The organism is Calothrix sp. PCC 6303 (assembly GCF_000317435.1).
Lineage (GTDB): Bacteria > Cyanobacteriota > Cyanobacteriia > Cyanobacteriales > Nostocaceae > PCC-6303.
On sequence record NC_019751.1, the window covers coordinates 5,176,724 to 5,194,477 of the forward strand.

General features: G+C 40.7%; 15 protein-coding genes. 9 read left to right on the forward strand and 6 right to left on the reverse strand.

Annotated features, from left to right (window positions below; genetic code table 11):
* Positions 1-114: 114 nt before the first annotated feature.
* Complete coding sequence (locus CAL6303_RS20975; protein WP_015199837.1) at positions 115-1,557, reverse strand: serine/threonine protein kinase; 1,443 nt, start codon at positions 1,555-1,557, stop codon at positions 115-117.
* Positions 1,558-1,708: 151 nt separating this feature from the next.
* Positions 1,709-2,743 (reverse strand): serine/threonine protein kinase, encoded by a 1,035-nt coding sequence (locus tag CAL6303_RS20980; RefSeq protein ID WP_015199838.1) that lies wholly within the window; start codon positions 2,741-2,743, stop codon positions 1,709-1,711.
* 244 nt (positions 2,744-2,987) lie between these two features.
* On the opposite strand from CAL6303_RS20980, the gene CAL6303_RS20985 reads away from it, so the two are divergent.
* Complete coding sequence (locus tag CAL6303_RS20985; RefSeq protein WP_015199839.1) at positions 2,988-3,689, forward strand: hypothetical protein; 702 nt, start codon at positions 2,988-2,990, stop codon at positions 3,687-3,689.
* Between the two features lie 208 nt (positions 3,690-3,897).
* Here CAL6303_RS20985 and CAL6303_RS20990 read toward each other — a convergent pair whose 3' ends face one another.
* Positions 3,898-4,725 carry a hypothetical protein gene (locus CAL6303_RS20990; RefSeq protein ID WP_015199840.1) on the reverse strand — a complete coding sequence of 276 codons (828 nt, stop codon included), beginning with the start codon at positions 4,723-4,725 and terminating at the stop codon, positions 3,898-3,900.
* A 221-nt stretch (positions 4,726-4,946) separates the two neighbouring features.
* The gene (gene bioB / locus CAL6303_RS20995; protein WP_015199841.1) at positions 4,947-5,951 is read right to left on the reverse strand and encodes a biotin synthase BioB; all 1,005 of its coding nucleotides are present in this window, start codon (positions 5,949-5,951) and stop codon (positions 4,947-4,949) included.
* Positions 5,952-6,131: 180 nt separating this feature from the next.
* Here bioB and CAL6303_RS21000 point away from each other — a divergent pair, with 180 nt between their 5' ends.
* The 6 genes from CAL6303_RS21000 to CAL6303_RS28650 all read left to right on the forward strand — a co-directional run bounded on the left by CAL6303_RS21000 (position 6,132) and on the right by CAL6303_RS28650 (position 11,929).
* The gene (locus CAL6303_RS21000) at positions 6,132-6,701 is read left to right on the forward strand and encodes a GNAT family N-acetyltransferase (RefSeq protein WP_015199842.1); all 570 of its coding nucleotides are present in this window, start codon (positions 6,132-6,134) and stop codon (positions 6,699-6,701) included.
* 274 nt (positions 6,702-6,975) lie between these two features.
* Positions 6,976-8,070 carry a 3-isopropylmalate dehydrogenase gene (gene leuB / locus CAL6303_RS21005; protein WP_015199843.1) on the forward strand — a complete coding sequence of 365 codons (1,095 nt, stop codon included), beginning with the start codon at positions 6,976-6,978 and terminating at the stop codon, positions 8,068-8,070.
* A 148-nt stretch (positions 8,071-8,218) separates the two neighbouring features.
* The gene (locus CAL6303_RS21010) at positions 8,219-8,479 is read left to right on the forward strand and encodes a hypothetical protein (protein ID WP_015199844.1); all 261 of its coding nucleotides are present in this window, start codon (positions 8,219-8,221) and stop codon (positions 8,477-8,479) included.
* Positions 8,480-8,638: 159 nt separating this feature from the next.
* Positions 8,639-9,454: a prepilin peptidase gene (locus tag CAL6303_RS21015; RefSeq protein WP_015199845.1), complete on the forward strand. Its 816-nt coding sequence runs from the start codon at positions 8,639-8,641 to the stop codon at positions 9,452-9,454.
* A gap of 684 nt (positions 9,455-10,138) precedes the next feature.
* Positions 10,139-11,164 carry an acetyl-CoA carboxylase, carboxyltransferase subunit beta gene (gene accD / locus CAL6303_RS21020; protein ID WP_015199846.1) on the forward strand — a complete coding sequence of 342 codons (1,026 nt, stop codon included), beginning with the start codon at positions 10,139-10,141 and terminating at the stop codon, positions 11,162-11,164.
* Between the two features lie 402 nt (positions 11,165-11,566).
* Positions 11,567-11,929 (forward strand): SH3 domain-containing protein, encoded by a 363-nt coding sequence (locus tag CAL6303_RS28650; protein ID WP_015199847.1) that lies wholly within the window; start codon positions 11,567-11,569, stop codon positions 11,927-11,929.
* Between the two features lie 110 nt (positions 11,930-12,039).
* Here CAL6303_RS28650 and CAL6303_RS21030 read toward each other — a convergent pair whose 3' ends face one another.
* The gene (locus tag CAL6303_RS21030) at positions 12,040-14,133 is read right to left on the reverse strand and encodes a caspase family protein (RefSeq protein ID WP_015199848.1); all 2,094 of its coding nucleotides are present in this window, start codon (positions 14,131-14,133) and stop codon (positions 12,040-12,042) included.
* 287 nt (positions 14,134-14,420) lie between these two features.
* Positions 14,421-15,605: a sulfate adenylyltransferase gene (gene sat, locus CAL6303_RS21035; protein ID WP_041740830.1), complete on the reverse strand. Its 1,185-nt coding sequence runs from the start codon at positions 15,603-15,605 to the stop codon at positions 14,421-14,423.
* Between the two features lie 195 nt (positions 15,606-15,800).
* Here sat and CAL6303_RS21040 point away from each other — a divergent pair, with 195 nt between their 5' ends.
* The gene (locus CAL6303_RS21040) at positions 15,801-17,426 is read left to right on the forward strand and encodes a B12-binding domain-containing radical SAM protein (protein WP_015199850.1); all 1,626 of its coding nucleotides are present in this window, start codon (positions 15,801-15,803) and stop codon (positions 17,424-17,426) included.
* Positions 17,427-17,516: 90 nt separating this feature from the next.
* Entirely contained in the window at positions 17,517-17,705 is a 189-nt protein-coding gene (locus tag CAL6303_RS21045) for a CPXCG motif-containing cysteine-rich protein (protein WP_015199851.1), read from the forward strand.
* Positions 17,706-17,754 lie beyond the last annotated feature (49 nt).

The following is a 17,754-nucleotide window of genomic DNA, read 5'->3' on the forward strand; positions in this document are numbered from 1 at the left end:
AACTCGCGTTCTGCCAAGTTGATAATTACTGAGAAAATCAATAAATCTGGCTTTGAAAAGTAGGTTAATAGAACAGCTACAAAATCTTTTGCTAGTAAGTTTGAGATGATAAAGCTACGAACCTGGATTAAAAATCCTATATCCCAACCATCCTAAACCCAAGCCTAGACTAGAAGTGCTAGCTAAAATTAGAAAAGTATGAACCTTGCTAAACTCCAGTTGTAATTCATCCCAAGCCCCAGCCCAAGCCCAAGCCACAGCCGCAGCTACAGCCCAAGCCCCATCCACAGCTACAGCCCCATCCACAGCTACAGCCCCATCCACAGCTACAGCCCCATCCACAGCTACAGCCCAAGCCCTAATCACAGCCACAGCCACAGCTATAGCCACAGCCATAGCCCCAACCCCAGCCCAAAACCAAGCCCCATCCACAGCTACAACCCAAGCCCTAATCACAGCCGCAGTCACAACCCCAGCCCCAGTCACAGCCCAAGCCATATACGGAGCCTTATGTGCGGCTAAAAAATAACTTGCCAATAGGTAAATTAAAAATAAAGCAGCTAACCAACCCCAGGGAATAGTTCTAGGTGATGTAGTAGGTGGTTTATCTGGAATCCCCACTGATTCTGGCTTGGCTTTGGAACGAAAAACTTCTTTTCGATAAACTGGATCAACAGATGGTGGAGCCATTACTGTTTTTCGATAATCTGGCTCAACGGACGGTGGAGATACGACTGCTGGCGCTTCTAACAATTCCAACAATTGCTGCATAGATTGAGGGCGATCTTTTGCCTCTAGCGCCATACCCTTGAGAATTGCTTGATTTAATCTGTCACTCATCCTTGGATTAATTTGTTTAGGAGGAGTCAGGTAAGTATTGTCTAGCTTGCGAGCCAGAGAAGTTGTAGGGCGTTCACCTGTGATTGCATAATAGAGCGTGGCAGCCAGACAATAAACATCAACCATTGGCTCTCGACTACCCCTAGTCATCTGCTCGTATGGCGCAAATCCCTGATTACCTGCATTACCAGTTGAACTTAAAGTTTTAGGCACAAGTTCTTTGGCAATGCCAAAATCAATCAAAACCGCTTTGCCATTATTTCGCAGCACGATATTTCCGGGGTGGGCATCCCGATGTACTAGCTTTGCTTGATGTACCACCGCTAAAGCTTCGCCAATTTGGCGGATACAGGGTACAATCTCTGCTTCTGGCAATGCACCCCTACGTCTCACTAACTTAAACAAGTCTTCTCCCGGTACAAAATCCATCACCAAGCAGTGAATAGCACCTTCTTTAAACAAGTCAATTACTCGGACAATGTGGGGATGGGGGTCTTGAGACAAGCGTGCTAGTATCTGCCCTTCTTGGATAAACCGCTCTATGTACTTGTCATAATCTGGATCATGGCTGAGATATTCATTTGGTGTCTTGATTACAACTGTCTGGTTTAGATCAACATGCAATGCTTTGTAAGTAATCCCGAATCCCCCTTGTCCCAGGACATCCTCAATTACATATTTACCACCTTGTAATAGTTGTCCCTTTATCCAAGGCATGAATAGCTCCAAATCACATAATATTCACAGGACTTACGCAATGACCACGAATTTACGTCATTGCGACGTAAGGAAGCAATCTCAAAATCTAGTGTTCTCATTACAATTACGTAAGTCTTAATTCAGTATTATGATGAAAGTTTAGCTAATTCTACGGAATTTTACTAGATTGTGGACTTGGAGACACTGAAGTTGGGCTTGGAGACAGAGAGGGTTTTAATTTATCCATCACGGCACCCACACCTGCAAGTAAGCCTCCTATAGCTGCGATCGCAGCTACAATCACTCCCCATAACTGTATTTTTTGCTCCCAATTTGAATTGACCTTCGGTGTTAGAGTTGATACAGGCGTGGGAGTTTCGCCATTCAAACCCAATAAATCAAGCCATTCCCGCACTGACTGCGATCGCTTTTTTGGATCTAGCTTCATACCAGTTAGGATTGCTTGGTTTACGCGATCGCTTATTTGAGGATTAAAGTCTTTCGGAGCGACTAAACGAGCGTTGTCAATCTTACGTTTCAACGCACTGACAGGTGTTTTTCCAGTTAAAAGCACATATAAAGTAGCTGCCAAAGAATAAATATCGCTATAAGCCCCACTTGGTATACTTTTAGCGTAAAGCTCAGGGGGTGTAAATCCCTCAGAAGTTTCCTTGGTTCGGTTTGTGGTTAAAATATGGTCAAAATCCAGAGCTAAACCAAAGTCGATTAGCACCGCTTCAGGCTGTCCATCTCGCACCCGCAAGAAGATATTTCCTGGATGTACATCCCTATGAATCAACCGATTCTCATGCACAACTATCAAAGCTTCCCCAATTTGCTGAATATAGCGTAGTGCTTCTGATTCTGAAAGTATTTGTTGACGACGGTCAGCCAAACTCACCCCGTCCACATACTCCATTATCAGACACCAATGCTCTCCTTCCTTGAAGGGTTCTGCAACCTGTACAATATGCTTATGTTTACATCGAGTAAGTTTTACCGCTTCCTGCCAAAACATCGTCTCCAAACGTTCGCGTTCCTGCTGAGTAAGGGATCTGAGCAGGTCATAATTTAATATTTTAACGACTACGCGATCGCCATTCCTATTTTTTACCAAATAGGTGATCCCAAAGCGTCCCCTTCCCAACTCTTTTTCAATAGTATATTTACCACCTTGCAATTGATCACCCGCTACCCAAGCCATCTTTGCAACTCCCAAAATACTTATATCGATTATCACATAAGTAAATCTTCACACGCCGAGGCTAATTTTGCGGAAGCAATGAAAAAGTAATGCTTTACGCGTTTACCTTACGTCGCAATGACCTAACTTCGCAGAAAAATCAAGAACCCCACCCTAACCCTCCCCGCTAGCGAGGAGGAACGACGAAGCAATCCCACAATCTTCAATATTAACGAGTCAATACTAAATAAAAAAATATTTTGTCATGTTGCAGTTCACTTATCTCGAAAAAAAATATTTGCTTAACCTAGTTGAAGGTTGTATGTATGGAAGCATTTCACTTGATGAAAATTGGAGATATCTTAACTATAAAAATGGAGACAGTAATTTAAATATTGACTTATCTCTATTTTTTTCTCCCAATGATAAAGAAATCGATGATTTAGGTAAATATGGTTTTATCGACAGTTGTGTACCCAATGCCTTGCTCAATCTAGATATGTCTATCCAGCAGTGTACATACAATTTTAAAACCAACAAAAGCGATCTGATTGCCAATATAAAACGCTTTCCTGAAATAGAAGACTTTCAAAGATGTTCGGTTAGCTCAGAAATTCTCAAAGAATCTACTTTATGGTTTTCTATAATGCCTAAATTAGTTACACTTACCGCCATAAATTTTAACCAAGCTACGGGAAATAATGTTAGTGTATTTTTTGCTGGACACACAGAAGATATAAATGGGAAACTTGATTTTACGGTAAATGTAGTCCAGCTACCTTTTAAACTCAAATTTAAAATTGAAGGCTATCCCGATCGATTTGTAGGCAAAAGTATCAAAGAAAGATTTCAGGAAATCAGAGACTGTTTTTCGTCAATTTATGATATCTCGAAGTATTCAGCAGAAGAATGTGTTGTTGATAAGCAAACCAAAGAGGTTTTGATTCAATTCATGAAAAGACTTTAAGAAATGAATACATTTTGGGAAATTATTTCCCAGCAATACGAAACCAATATATAGGAATCCGGTTTGGTTTTTGAATCTATCTGTTGGGGTGAGGGAGTAGTGAGTAGAAACTGTACTGGTTTTTGTAAGCACGGAGCGCAGGCTACGGCAACAATATTCAAATAGGATTCCTATAGTAATCCTATTTGATTCGTGAAAATAATGTGATTTAATTTGCTGTTTGTATCAACTTGTCCCAAGCTGATATCACACGATTCAATTTAGTTGGTAATTGATCAGAACTGGTATCTGTATATTCTGTAATGATTCCGCCATAAGACAACTGGTAACTTACTGCATCCGCTGCCACTGCATTCATGTTCAAATAACCTAAACCATTAAAATGAGAGAAGGAATTTTTGTTGAGAGTCTCTACAAATTGCTTCACTTGTTGCTGACTTAATTGTTTAATTTTTTCTGCTTTCCCAGGATTTGGGGTAATTAGACGACGTGTCACAACTCCATCTGAGGTTAATTCCCAAGCATAATATCCTCGTGAATTCCCGGTAGTTTGTGCTGATTGAAAAATCACAGAATCACTGGAAGTAGGAACAATATTCTTTTTATCTACAAAACCAGGTGTGGGAATTTTTGCATTGCGAGGTAAACTTGCTGTGGTGTTGTAGGCTAATTGTTGTCCATTTTCGTTGGTATGGTAAACCCAAAAACGATTTTGACTTTTATTAGAGACAATTACTTGCCAACCGGAAATTGCAATTTGCGTGCAGAATCTATCTGGTTTTGCTAAACCCAAACAACCATCCCAAGTGGAAGGTTTAGCGTTACTAAGTTGTAAAGTTTTTGGAGATACACGAAAGCGTTTTTGAATATCTTTTTGAATCAGCAGGAATACATTTTTTGGTAGTTTATTTGTTGCAATTTGTTGACTAGTGTAAATAGGTGGTTGATCTGCGGTTGCAATTGGTTGTAATACAGGTTGAGCGGTAATAATAAGGGTTAGTATCGCTGTCAAAAAACTTAGTTTTGGAAATATCATAAAATTTTCTCTATCTCGATGCTTCCAATTTAGTCGAGAGTTTTGAAAAACAAGCAGCGGTTACAGAATTGGAAACGTTGGGTGATGCTAAAAAGTTCAACGGTGGTGTGATAATGGTGGGAGCATACATGCGAACAACTTACGTCGCGCAAGCTTCCCATGTGAAAATTTTTCCTTGATTTAGTGACGATCTAATTAGATCGTCACTGAGGTTTGCGAATCTAGTTATTCAAGATTACCCCTTTATTCGAGCGTTGATTGAGGAATGGAGGACGGTTTTCTAAGCCCAGTAAACTTAATAGTTCTTTGTCAGAATCGTAACCAGGGCAAGGGGTAGTGACAGTCAGCATATGCCCATCATCACTGGAAAATATGGAGTTTGCCCCCGCCATAAAACAAAAAGCCTGTTCAATTTGTGACAACTCTGCCCTGCCTGCACTGAGGCGAATGTCAGCCGCTGGCATGACGATTCTGGCTGTTGCGATCGCACGAATGATTTCCCATACGGAAACATCGGGTTGTTTTTCTAATGGTGTCCCTTCAACTTGAGAAAGAATATTAATGGGAACCGATTCCGGGTGCGGATTTAGCTGAGAAAGGGTGTGTAACATGGATATGCGATCGCGTTCTGTCTCCCCTAAGCCTAAAATCCCCCCGGAACAGACTGTAACTTTGGTTTGACGCACATTATTGATGGTGTTGAGGCGATCGTCGTAAGTACGAGTAGTAATAATTGTGCTGTAATGTTCGCGGGAAGTATCTAGATTATGGTTATAGGCATAAAGTCCAGCATCTTCTAACCGCTTGGCTTGGGACTCATTTAACATTCCCAAGGTACAGCATACTTCCAAACCCATAGAAGTAACATCTTTGACCATATCTAAAACTCGATCGAATTGGGAATTATCCCGCACTTCTCGCCAAGCTGCACCCATACAAACACGACTAACACCGCTAGCTTTTGCCTGTTGGGCAATATTAAGTACTGTTTCCTTTTCTAACAGTGCTTGGGGCTTGACTTCTGTTTGATAATGGGAAGATTGGGCGCAGTAACCACAATCTTCAGGACAACCCCCAGTTTTGATGGAAATTAGCTTACAAACTTGGATTTGCTGAGAATTATGATATTGACGATGCACACTAGCCGCTCGATAAACTAGTTCCAGCAAAGGTGTATTGTAGATTGCACTGATTTCTGCCTCCTGCCAATCGTAGCGTACTGTCATGTTTGTGCCTTCCTTGTAATCTGGATCAATAGTGACGCGTACTATATTTTGGGGTATTTTGGCACGAAAAGATATTTAATTAAGATTATCAAAATTTTGTTGGGTCTTACATTTACAGTGTCACCCAAAAAGTGAGACAATCAAAAGTCGCAATCGAAGACAGTAGTCATCCAGTAGTCTATGCATTTGCAACTGCCGCTCATTAAAAGCGATCGCTTAATCATTCGCATGGCGACTATGGATGATATACCCCTAATAATTTCCTACTACACCGAAAATCGTAGCTTTTTTACCCCCTTTTACCCTGCATGGACAAGGAATTTTCTCACCGAGGAATATTGGCAATTGCAGGTAGAGGTAAATTCGCGGGGTTTTATGAATGGAAGTTCCATGAGACTGTGCATTTTTTCTCGCAACAACCCCAACCGCATAATTGGAGTTATCAATTTTAGTAACTTTGTTCGCGGTGTTGCCCAATATTGCACAGTCGGCTACAGTCTTGCAGAATCTGAACAGGGAAAAGGCTACATGCAAGAAGCAATGGAAATTGCTATTATCTATGTTTTTCAAAATCTCAATTTTCACCGCATCATGGCAAACTACATGCCGCACAATCGCCGCAGTGGTAATTTACTTAGAAAATTAGGTTTTGTTGTAGAGGGCTATGCCAGAGACTACTTGATGATTAATGGTAAATGGGAAGATCACATCTTAACTAGTTTAATCAATCCTGGCTTTAAAAATAAGTAATGGTATTGAAGAAGGCAGTGGGCAGTAGGGGTGATTTTGATAACCGTAGTTTGTAACTTAAGATTCTGAGTAGGCGTAGCCAGCCCTACTGGCTTATGCTACTGTGCGAGAAGCTGCCTACCTTACATCGCAATCACAAAACTCCACTTTTCATGATGGATGAGATTTAAAATCGGTACCACAAACAAGATTTCACAAATAAACAAACCACTGATACCAATTCTAGGTATGATATGTAATCGTTAAAAATCAGAAAATTAATTTAAACAGGGCTATGGCACAGCAATACCGCATTACACTTCTACCAGGCGATGGCATCGGACCCGAAATTATGAATGTTGCGGTGGATGTGCTGAAAGTCGTCGGCAAAAAGTTTGATATTGATTTTACCTTCCAAGAAGCCCCTGTTGGTGGTGCTGCAATTGATTTAACTGGGGAACCTCTACCTGCTGATAGTTTAGAAATGTGCCGTAATAGTGATGCTGTGTTACTAGCTGCTATTGGTGGTTACAAATGGGATCATCTACCCCCAAATCAACGTCCCGAAGCTGGTTTATTAGGGCTTCGGGCTGGATTGGAACTATTTGCAAATTTGCGTCCCGCGAAAATTATTCCCCAACTAATTGATGCTTCTACTTTGAAGCGGGAAGTTGTCGAAGGTGTGGATATCTTGGTGGTACGGGAACTGACGGGGGGAATTTACTTTGGTAAACCTAGGGGTATTTTCGCTTCCGAAACGGGCGAGAAACGCGGTGTTAACACAATGGTTTACTCGGAGTCCGAAATTGACAGAATTGCACATGTTGCTTTTGAAGCGGCGCGTAAACGCGGTAGTAAACTCTGTTCTGTAGATAAAGCAAATGTTTTGGATGTATCTCAACTGTGGCGAAGTCGGATTACCGAACTAGCTAAAGAATATCCAGATGTTGAACTTTCTCACTTATATGTGGATAATGCAGCTATGCAGTTGGTACGCGCTCCTAAACAATTCGACACGATTGTCACAGGAAACCTTTTTGGTGATATTCTTTCGGATGCTGCCGCTATGTTAACAGGTAGTATTGGGATGCTACCATCTGCTAGTCTAGGTTCTTCCGGCTTGGGTGTGTTTGAACCTGTTCACGGTTCAGCCCCAGATATTGCTGGAGAAGATAAGGCGAATCCTTTGGCACAGGTTTTAAGTGCAGCCATGATGCTAAGGTATGGTTTAAACCAGCCTGCCGCCGCTGACTACATTGAAAACGGAGTGTCACAGGTTTTACAGAATGGCTTGCGTACAGGAGATATTATGTCTTCTGGAATGAGCCTTTTAGGTTGCCGCGCCATGGGCGATGCATTGATTAAAACCCTTGAAGAAGTAAAACAGTGAACAGGGAACAGCGAACAGTGATTAATGTACCTGCTAAAATTTACGCTTACTTCAAGCTGCATGGCATGACAACTGATAACTGGTAACTGTTTACTGATAACTGATTTTCAGCCTGGAATATAAACCCATACATCAAAAAAAGTAACTAGTGTACGCTTTAAAACAAGGACAAACCGAACAGAGTTACAATCGTAACCAGCCAGCTTTGATTGATCCTGCCCTCATCCAAGCTGCTGGGTTGATTTACCATACATATTGTGAAGTACACCCAGAAGTGACTGGAAATGCTTCAGGTGTGGCAATTAACCGAGTTAATTATCGTGGAAAGGTAATTTTTATTCATCATCCAGCTTTGTTGCCAGATGAATGCTTTGTACCGTTGAACCAAATTGAATCCTGTGTTTATTAGGTTCAGAAAATAGGAAAGACTAGATTTTTTCAAATATTTTGTTAACTTGTAGTGATGCTGCGGGAAAATTGATCCTGATAAAAAGGTGTTTTTGGCAGCATTGACATGGTGGACATCTATGTCTCTATGTCTTGTTCAATCAAGTTGATAGATTGATCTATGGAATTTTTGATCTTATTTTCAGCAAGTGCAATTGTATTTGCCTTGGGTGCCTCTATTGGTAGTTTTATTAATGTTGTGGTTTATAGGTTGCCAGCAGGGTTGTCGGTGTTGTTTCCACCTTCTCGCTGTCCCCATTGTCTGAATCAACTTAAAGCCTACGATAATGTACCTGTGTTGGGGTGGTTGTGGCTACGAGGACGTTGCCGCTTTTGCAAAAGTAAAATATCAATGCGTTACCCAGTCGTAGAAGGAGTGACAGGGTTAATTTTTTTGGTAATTTTCGCAATATTCCAATTTTCGCTACAAACTTTGGGATATTGGGCTTTTTGTAGTTGGTTACTCGCTCTTTCGCTCATTGACTTCGATACAATGACTTTACCAAATCCGTTAACGAAGTCTGGTTTGGTTTTAGGATTGGTTTTTCAAATGTTGCTGGGTTTTGTTCCAAACCATAGTTGGGCTAATTTGGCAAGTCATTTGATGATGGGAATAGTTGGTGCTGTTTTAGGGTTGTGGTTGTTTGATGCGATCGCATTCTTTGGTTCTATCTTACTGGGTAAGGCTGCGATGGGTGGAGGTGATGCCAAGCTAGCTGCGATGATGGGTGCTTGGTTAGGGTGGAAGTTATTATTGGTTGCCAGCTTACTAGCTTGTGTTGCCGGAGTTGTCGTAGGTGGTGCCGCCATCAGTCTATCTCAGCACAAACTAGGACAGAAAATGCCATTTGGACCTTATCTAGCACTGGGTTCAGTTATGACTATTTTTGTTGGTGAGGTAATTTTATCTAGTTACCTCCAATTGTTTCCTCGTTAGCTGAGGAAGCTAGAAAAGGATTACAAATAATTTAACTTTGAAGGCACATTCTAAACCATGGTATTAATTTAAATGGTTATGGATTAGTTTTTCTTTGGATTGATGTTGGAAAATCTCATATATTACACTTGGAGAATTTGTAAATTTGATTACCCCATGAATTTTTAAGATTTTGTTAGTATCATCTCATGGGTTTGCTTTTCCTGTTCATCACGAAGCGAAATTGAGTCAAAATCAACCCAGTTTATATATTTTTAATCCCCTACGGTGTCATAATTTGATTGAATACATTGACTTTAAGAACAAAAGTATATATTTCAGGAGCCATAATCAACTATGTACACAAAAATATTTAAGAACCTGTATTAAACATTGGTAATTTATTTTTCTCTACAAATTTGAATTGCATACTGTTTTACCCAGTTTTACACTAGTTAAATTTGCTCCTAGTGGTTAATTATTGACACCTAGACTTGTTTATATATTTTTATTAACTTAGCAACCAAAGGTGCAAAAATATGGTCTGAATTAATAACAAGACAAATTTGGGGATGAATTGATTATTTATTTGGTAAATATTCGTCGTCATTTGTCATCATTTATATACACAGGACAATAAACCAGGGACAAACCACCATAGGCTTGACCTATTTTCAAGATACTACCCATCAGCATAAGAAAAACATGGCAAACAACGAAGAATCACGCGGTTTAAAATCTCTACTAGATTGGTTTGCAAATCGACGTAAATCTGGATCGACAACTTTGGAACGTCAGCAAGAAAGGGAAATCGCCGATGGACTTTGGCATAAATGCTCTAAGTGTGGAGTTTTGGCATACGCTAAGGATTTACTGGCAAATCAGATGGTTTGTAGTGAGTGTGGACATCATAATCGGGTAGATAGTGATGAAAGAATCCGTCAGTTGATAGATGCGAATACTTGGGTTCCGATGGATGAACATTTGCGTCCCACCGATCCTTTGCAATTCCGCGATCGCAAACCTTATATTGATAGGTTAAAGGAGACACAGGAAAAAACTGGTTTGACGGATGCAGTAAAAACTGGTTTAGGTGAAATCAACGGTTTACCCGTAGCGCTGGGTGTAATGGATTTTCGCTTTATTGGTGCCAGTATGGGTTCAGTTGTGGGTGAAAAGCTCACCAGGATGATTGAAAAAGCCACCCAGCGACAACATGCTGTAGTAATTATTTGTACATCTGGAGGAGCGCGGATGCAGGAAGGGATGCTATCTCTGATGCAGATGGCGAAGATATCCGCAGCATTACAGCTTCACCGTGATCAAAGATTATTGTATATTCCAGTTTTGACAAATCCCACCACAGGCGGTGTAACTGCCAGTTTTGCAATGTTGGGTGATATCATTATTGCAGAACCTAGAGCAACCATTGGCTTTGCAGGTCGGCGAGTGATCGAGCAAACATTGCGGGAAAAATTACCGGAAGAATTTCAAACTGCTGAAGACTTGTTGAAACACGGTTTTGTGGATGAAATTGTCCCCCGGACTCAACTTAAGAAAGTTTTGGCACAGTTGATTGCCTTGCACCAATCTCCATCTCCTCACATAAATTCGGCAGTGACAACGGCAACCCATGTGAATAGTCCAGCAACGATAGAATCGACTTCTGAGAATTCAAGCGATCGCCTTCTTTGGGAAACCAGGACTTTAAGCTCGATTCTAGCAGAATAAAAATAATCGGAAGATAGGAAACAGTAGTAATAGTTCTTCTGTTTCTCCTATCTTTTAAATCTATGTAACAAAATGTAAAATAATCGAAACCTTTGCGTATAGCCTACGGCATTCAAGAAAGGTGTAGCTATGCTACGTCGTGCCTCCAACTTACGGTTCGCAAGCTAGGTAATGACTAAAATTTACCAAATTTTTATTTCTGGGAAAAATAAGTATTATCTCTGAACTCTCCTGCATAAAATAATTTTAAAGTAGATGTAAGAGCAAGACATGATTTAACTTGAAAAATGAGATTAAACCTTTCGATTTCGTTACACAAATTGATTTTAATCTCCTAATATCAAGCTCAATAATTTGCTTTAAATTTCGTCTTTTTAATTTTTTTTAGGAGCATCATAAATAATGTCTAAATCTCAACTTTTTAAAGTTTTGATGGCAAGTGCTGTGATTCTAAGTTCTGCCCTCCCTGCAAGTGCTACACCTTCTATCTCCAAACAAAATTTGATTGCTAATAATTCTCTTCAATTTCATGAAGGAACATTAGTTAGTCAGTCCGGTACTGCTGAAATTTGTACGAGAGATGGAGATGATCTGAATATGCGTAGTGGTCCTGGAACTAATTTTCGTAGAGTTTATCAAGTTCCTAGTGGTGCTGTAGTAAGTGTATCAAATATAGTGAGACGTGGGCGCTTTTACTGGTATCAAATCACATTCCGCAACCAAACTGGTTACGTGCGTGGAGACTTTATTTGTAACCCAACCTAGACTCATAATTTTTCAAAACCCAATTTAAAAACTCCCCTTAATTTATACATTTTTAATTTGTACTTATCCCTTTCTAATTTAGAGAGGGATATGTTTTATTGAGGGTTTATTTACAGAACTTGGAATATAAAACCTAAACTAGCCCAATTATTGACATTCAAAATGTAATTATCACCTGTTTCTTTATTTTGCACATTAGCATTATGCAAATCTTGTAAAATTGCTTGGGAAACTTCGCAAGGATTAGATAAAGGAATAATCCTTTGTTGTTGAGTTGGTGGTAGCTTTGTAGTTGCTAAGGTAGTAATGCTTTGGGTGAAAGGTGCGGTACTAAAAATCAGTTGAGTTTGCCATAAATTGGTAAGTCCCTGCATCACCCAGTCAAATCCTGGGGCTGTCTGTGGTACTGTAATGCTGGAACCGGGTTCGATGGTGAGATTTCTTAAGGTTGCTGGGGTGGTATCGGTGGTTTGCTGTCCAGGGTATAGGATGAAGGGATTTTTAAGGCTATCTAAACCTAGTAGCATTAAATAGAGAGTGCGATCGCATTTGTTCTCAATCCGGTATTGAATACGGCTACCAATGGGGATAGTAAAGCAGGGTTTTTCGGTTTCACTGCTTTGGATTCGCTGGGTTTCCCGCTGCATTAGTACTTTGGGTGATACTCCGTTTAGCATTTCTAAGCTAACTTTAATTGGCAATCCGGAAGATATTTGATTGTCGGTAAGTTGCCATAATTTGGCTGCTAGTAAGGTTTGTAGTTTTGGTACCAACCTTTGTACGGCGATTTTGACTGCTTCCCCCGCTTCGCCATCGGTGTTGGGAATCAATTCGCCTCCCAGGGAATATAATCCATAGGGGGTAGAGATGGATATTAAGTTACTACTTGGGGATGCTTCTGGTTTGACTGGGGACAATTTACCCAAGATATAATCTCCAGGTTGTTCACCAGTTTTGACGTTGGATACACGGGAAATGTTAGCAAAGGAACTTGTGGCATCAACTCGTTCAACTCGATCTAAACTGCGATCTAATGCTATTGTCAAACTGATATTTCGGGGTAAAACTCTAATTGATTCCCGCAGCAGTTGCCCAATTTGGGGTAATGTGGTGTCGGTTGGATTAATTTGGGCTTTGGCAATTAAACCATTACGCGATCGCATAATTAGATCAGTGACATAATTACCATCTTTGCTAACTACCTGAAATTGAGAATTAATGCCGTAATACTCCAAAATATGTGCGGGGATTCCCCCTAACCATAGTTGCCAGGTTTTCCCATCTTCTTCGCTGGCAATGATGGAACCTTCTGCACTTACAGTAATGCTGGGTAAATAATCAGTAATTAAAGGACGCTGCTGATTCTGAGTCCACAAAGTTGGTTGTTGCTGACTTCCTAAAAGTTGTAGGGAATTTTCAACTCGGCGTAAACTGGTTTGGATGGTGGTTGCTGGGGTGCTTTCCCACAAATGCTGTGTCAAAGCATAGGTAAATAATCCGGCACTCAAACCAGACATCTGTAACTCTGTGGATGGTTGCTGGTGTTTTCCAGCTTTAATTACTAGGATGGATTGTTGATTTCTGGGATTTGCTATAAATTGATTTTGAAATTCAATTTCTGCTGGTATGTTATTAATGGGGTTTGTGGCAGCAGCTAATGAGCGGGTAACTGTACTGACAGGTAGTTCCTGCTCTGGTAGATTATAACTGGTATCCAACGTCGCTACAACGTTATTTGTCGGCAGCGATCGCAACATCAAAAGCAATGTATCTTCTAAAATATAGTTGCCAAGGTTCCCATCAACTGGAACTATGACATTTTCTGACTTTACTCGACTTCCATAACCACTAAAATGGAAAAAAACCGTATCTCCAACTTTTACTTGCTTGACAAAATGCTCTAAAAATGCATCTTCTAAAGATTGGCGTGAGGCTTGATCATCTGTCAAAGTCAAGATATTGCGGGATTCAAATCCGAATCGGTTTATCAAAAGTTGACGTTGTAATTCCACATCCGTCAAACAACCACTCAAGGAAGAATTTCCTGGGTATTGATTAATCCCAACTAGCAAAGCCAACTTACGAGGATTCGATTGTGCTAAGGCTTGATAATAAGGACTTTTCGGGGTTAGCCAATTAGCTTCAGCTACCCCCAAAACCGTTAAAATCGAACCAACACGACGGATGAAAGTTCGCCGCTTCATAAAATTATCAGGAATCAGTTATCAGTAAACAGTTATCAGTAAACAGTTATCAGCACAAAGATTACAAAGCCCTGTATTGGGAATCAGGGTGTCACCTCTAAGAGTGATGTGTCGAAGTCACCGACTCCGACTTAAACCCTGATAACTGTTTACTGTTCTACTGATTTAACAGAGTACAGCAGCCTTGCAGAAAAGTCATGCATAAAGAATTCTTGACTTCTGACTTCACCTTCCAAGCTATGTGGTAAAGCCAAGATTAAATCAAAAAAGCGCAACCATGATAACTATTAACTGCTAACTGTTAACTGATTTTGCATTGCCCTTGCCAACTCAGCCGCAACTTCGGGACGGGAAAACTCTGGAGGTGGTAATTCACCGCGACGCAACATTTCCCTTACCTTAGTACCCGAAAGATGTACCCTTTCAGCGGGGGTACTGGGGCTAGTTTTAGATGTTGCCATTTGCTTACTGCGGAGACAGTAAAAAGCATGTTCAAACATCATGGGAGTGATACCCAATTCCCCTGGTTTAAACTCATCAAAGATATATTGCGCGTCATAGGTTCCATAATAATCGCCAACACCCGCATGATCTCGTCCGACAATAAAATGGGTACAGCCATAATTTTTGCGAACTAAAGCATGGAAAATTGCTTCTCGCGGACCAGCATAGCGCATTGCCGCCGGGTTAATTGCTAAAATTACCCGATCCTTCGGATAATGGTTTTCTAAAAGAACTTCATAGCAGCGCATCCGCACATCTGCTGGAATATCATCTTCTTTCGTTGCCCCCACCAATGGGTGTAGAAATAAACCATCAACGGTTTCCATGGCACATTTTTGGATATACTCATGGGCGCGGTGGATGGGGTTGCGGGTTTGGAAACCAACAATTGTTTTCCAACCTTTTTCGGCGAACATTTGGCGTGATGCAGCCGGATCAATTTGATAATTGGGGAATAGGGGGTGAGGTTGTCGTTGCAGTAACCAGATATCACCAGCTAGATAGACATCACCTTGGTTATAAACAACTTTGACACCGGGGTGGTTATCATCTTCGGTGCGGTAGACATTAATTGCTTCCCGCTTTTTGTCGTATGTGTATTTCTCAGTCAGTTCCAATACGCCGATATAATCACCTTGAGAATTATCAAGGCGAATTAGACTACCCTCTTTTAGAGATGCTGCCACATCTGTTGATACCGATAAAGTTACAGGAATTGACCATGCAACACCATTAGCGAGGTGCATATCAGCCACCACACCGTTATAATCGGCTTGGTTCATAAAGCCTGTTAAGGGGCTAAAAGCACCAATAGCAATCATTTCCAAATCAGATACTGCACGTTCATCAAGGTGAACACGGGGGAGATAATCAGCCTTTGAGAGAAATTCGTCCCGTTGTGCGGGGGTAGCAATGCGGTTTATCAATTGCCCACCGTGGGCTGCAATGGCTTCTTTCTGGTAACTCAACGTCATCTGTGGTTTATGCGATCGCATTCAGTTTGAATATACGTATTAACTTATCAAAATCTCGGTACCCTGGAAAAAAAAGATTCTAGGGCATTATTTTCCCAGTGCGATCGCAATCAAGCATTAGATAATAGAAATAGAACAAAAATATTGCTTAATTTTCTTCTCCGTATTCCCACACCAGTTACAACTTGCATGACATCATCCGTATTCGCTAACGAGTCCCTACTTTTCCAACCTGCTACCCCCAAACATGACGCAGTTCCCCTAATTTTTGCCTTCCCCAATGAGTACACAGTGGGGATTACTAGCCTGGGATACCAAGTGGTATGGGCAACTTTAGTCATGCGAGAGGATTTACAAGTTAGTCGGTTATTTACCGATATCCATGAACCACTACCGAGGGAACCAGAAATTTTAGGTTTTTCGGTTTCTTGGGAATTAGATTATGTGAATATTTTGAATCTGTTGGAATCTTTACATGTTCCCATTCAAGCAAACTCCCGCACTGATAATCATCCCTTAGTTTTTGGTGGGGGTCCAGTTCTCACCGCAAATCCTGAACCCTATGCGAATTTTTTTGATGTGATTCTTTTAGGAGATGGGGAAAATCTTCTGGGTAATTTTATTGATGCATATCAAGCAGTCAGAAATGCCAACCGCGAAACCAAATTAAAAGCACTTGCACAGGTACCCGGAATCTATATTCCCAGTTTATATAGAGTGGAATATCACAGTTTAGATGGTGCCATTAAATCTATTCAACCTGTTAGTTCCGAAATCCCTGCAACCGTCCAAAAACAAACCTATCGCGGTAACACCCTCTCAGCTTCTACTGTTGTCACCGAAAAAGCCGCTTGGGAAAATATCTTTATGGTGGAAGTGGTGAGAAGTTGCCCGGAAATGTGCCGTTTTTGTTTAGCAAGTTATCTCACTTTACCTTTTAGAACTGCAAGTTTAGAAGATTCATTAATTCCGGCAATTGAACGCGGTTTACAGGTGACAAATCGCTTAGGATTATTGGGTGCATCGGTGACACAACACCCAGAATTTTCCGATTTATTGGCATATATCAACCAGCCGAAATACGATCATGTGCGTTTGAGTATTGCTTCTGTGAGAACAAATACCGTCACCGAAGAATTAGCTAGAACCTTAGCTAAACGTGATACAAAATCCTTGACAATTGCCGTAGAAAGTGGTTCAGAAAGGGTGAGAAAAATAGTTAATAAGAAATTAGAACAAGCAGATATCATCCAGGCGGGAATTAATGCCAAAGTTGGCGGTTTATCTGGCTTAAAACTCTATGGCATGGTGGGAATTCCTGGCGAGGAAACAGAAGATTTAGAGCAAACTGTAGCCATGATGATGCAGATGAAAAAAGCTGCACCGGGACTTAGATTAACCTTTGGCTGTAGCACTTTTGTCCCCAAAGCACATACACCTTTCCAATGGTTTGGAGTGAATAAACAAGCTGAGAAACGCTTACAATTTTTACAAAAGAATTTGCAACCCAAAGGAATCGATTTTCGCCCCGAAAGCTATAATTGGTCAATTATTCAAACATTACTATCCCGTGGAGATAGGCGACTTTCTCAGTTGTTACTCCTAACCAGAGACTTTGGAGATTCTCTAGGCAGCTATAAACGAGCATTTAAAGAATTAAAAGGGAAAATTCCTAGCTTAGATTTCTACGTTTATGATAATTTTGCCCACGACCAAATTTTGCCGTGGAATCATTTACAAGGAGCGCTACCACAGTCTACACTATTGAAGCATTTAGCTGAAGCTACAAGCCAGTTTGAATATTCAGTAGTTTAAATGTCATACCCAGATCCCCTACTTCTTTGAGAATTCAGGGATCTAATACTATCAAAGAACATCCTTAAATAAGTCCCGCGATTAATCAAGATGCAAACAACAGCAGAATACTATTGTGCCTTTTGTGGTGAGGAAAATACAACTTTTATCGATATTAGCGCTGGTTCTCAGCAAAAATATGTCGAAGATTGTCAAGTATGTTGCCGTCCGAATATTTTGTATGTGCGGATTGACGAAGATACCCTAGATGTGGAGATTGACACGGAGTACGAGGAGTAAGTAGTTTGATTGGAAGAGTGTAGTTTAACACCGTAGGCTTGTGATAAGC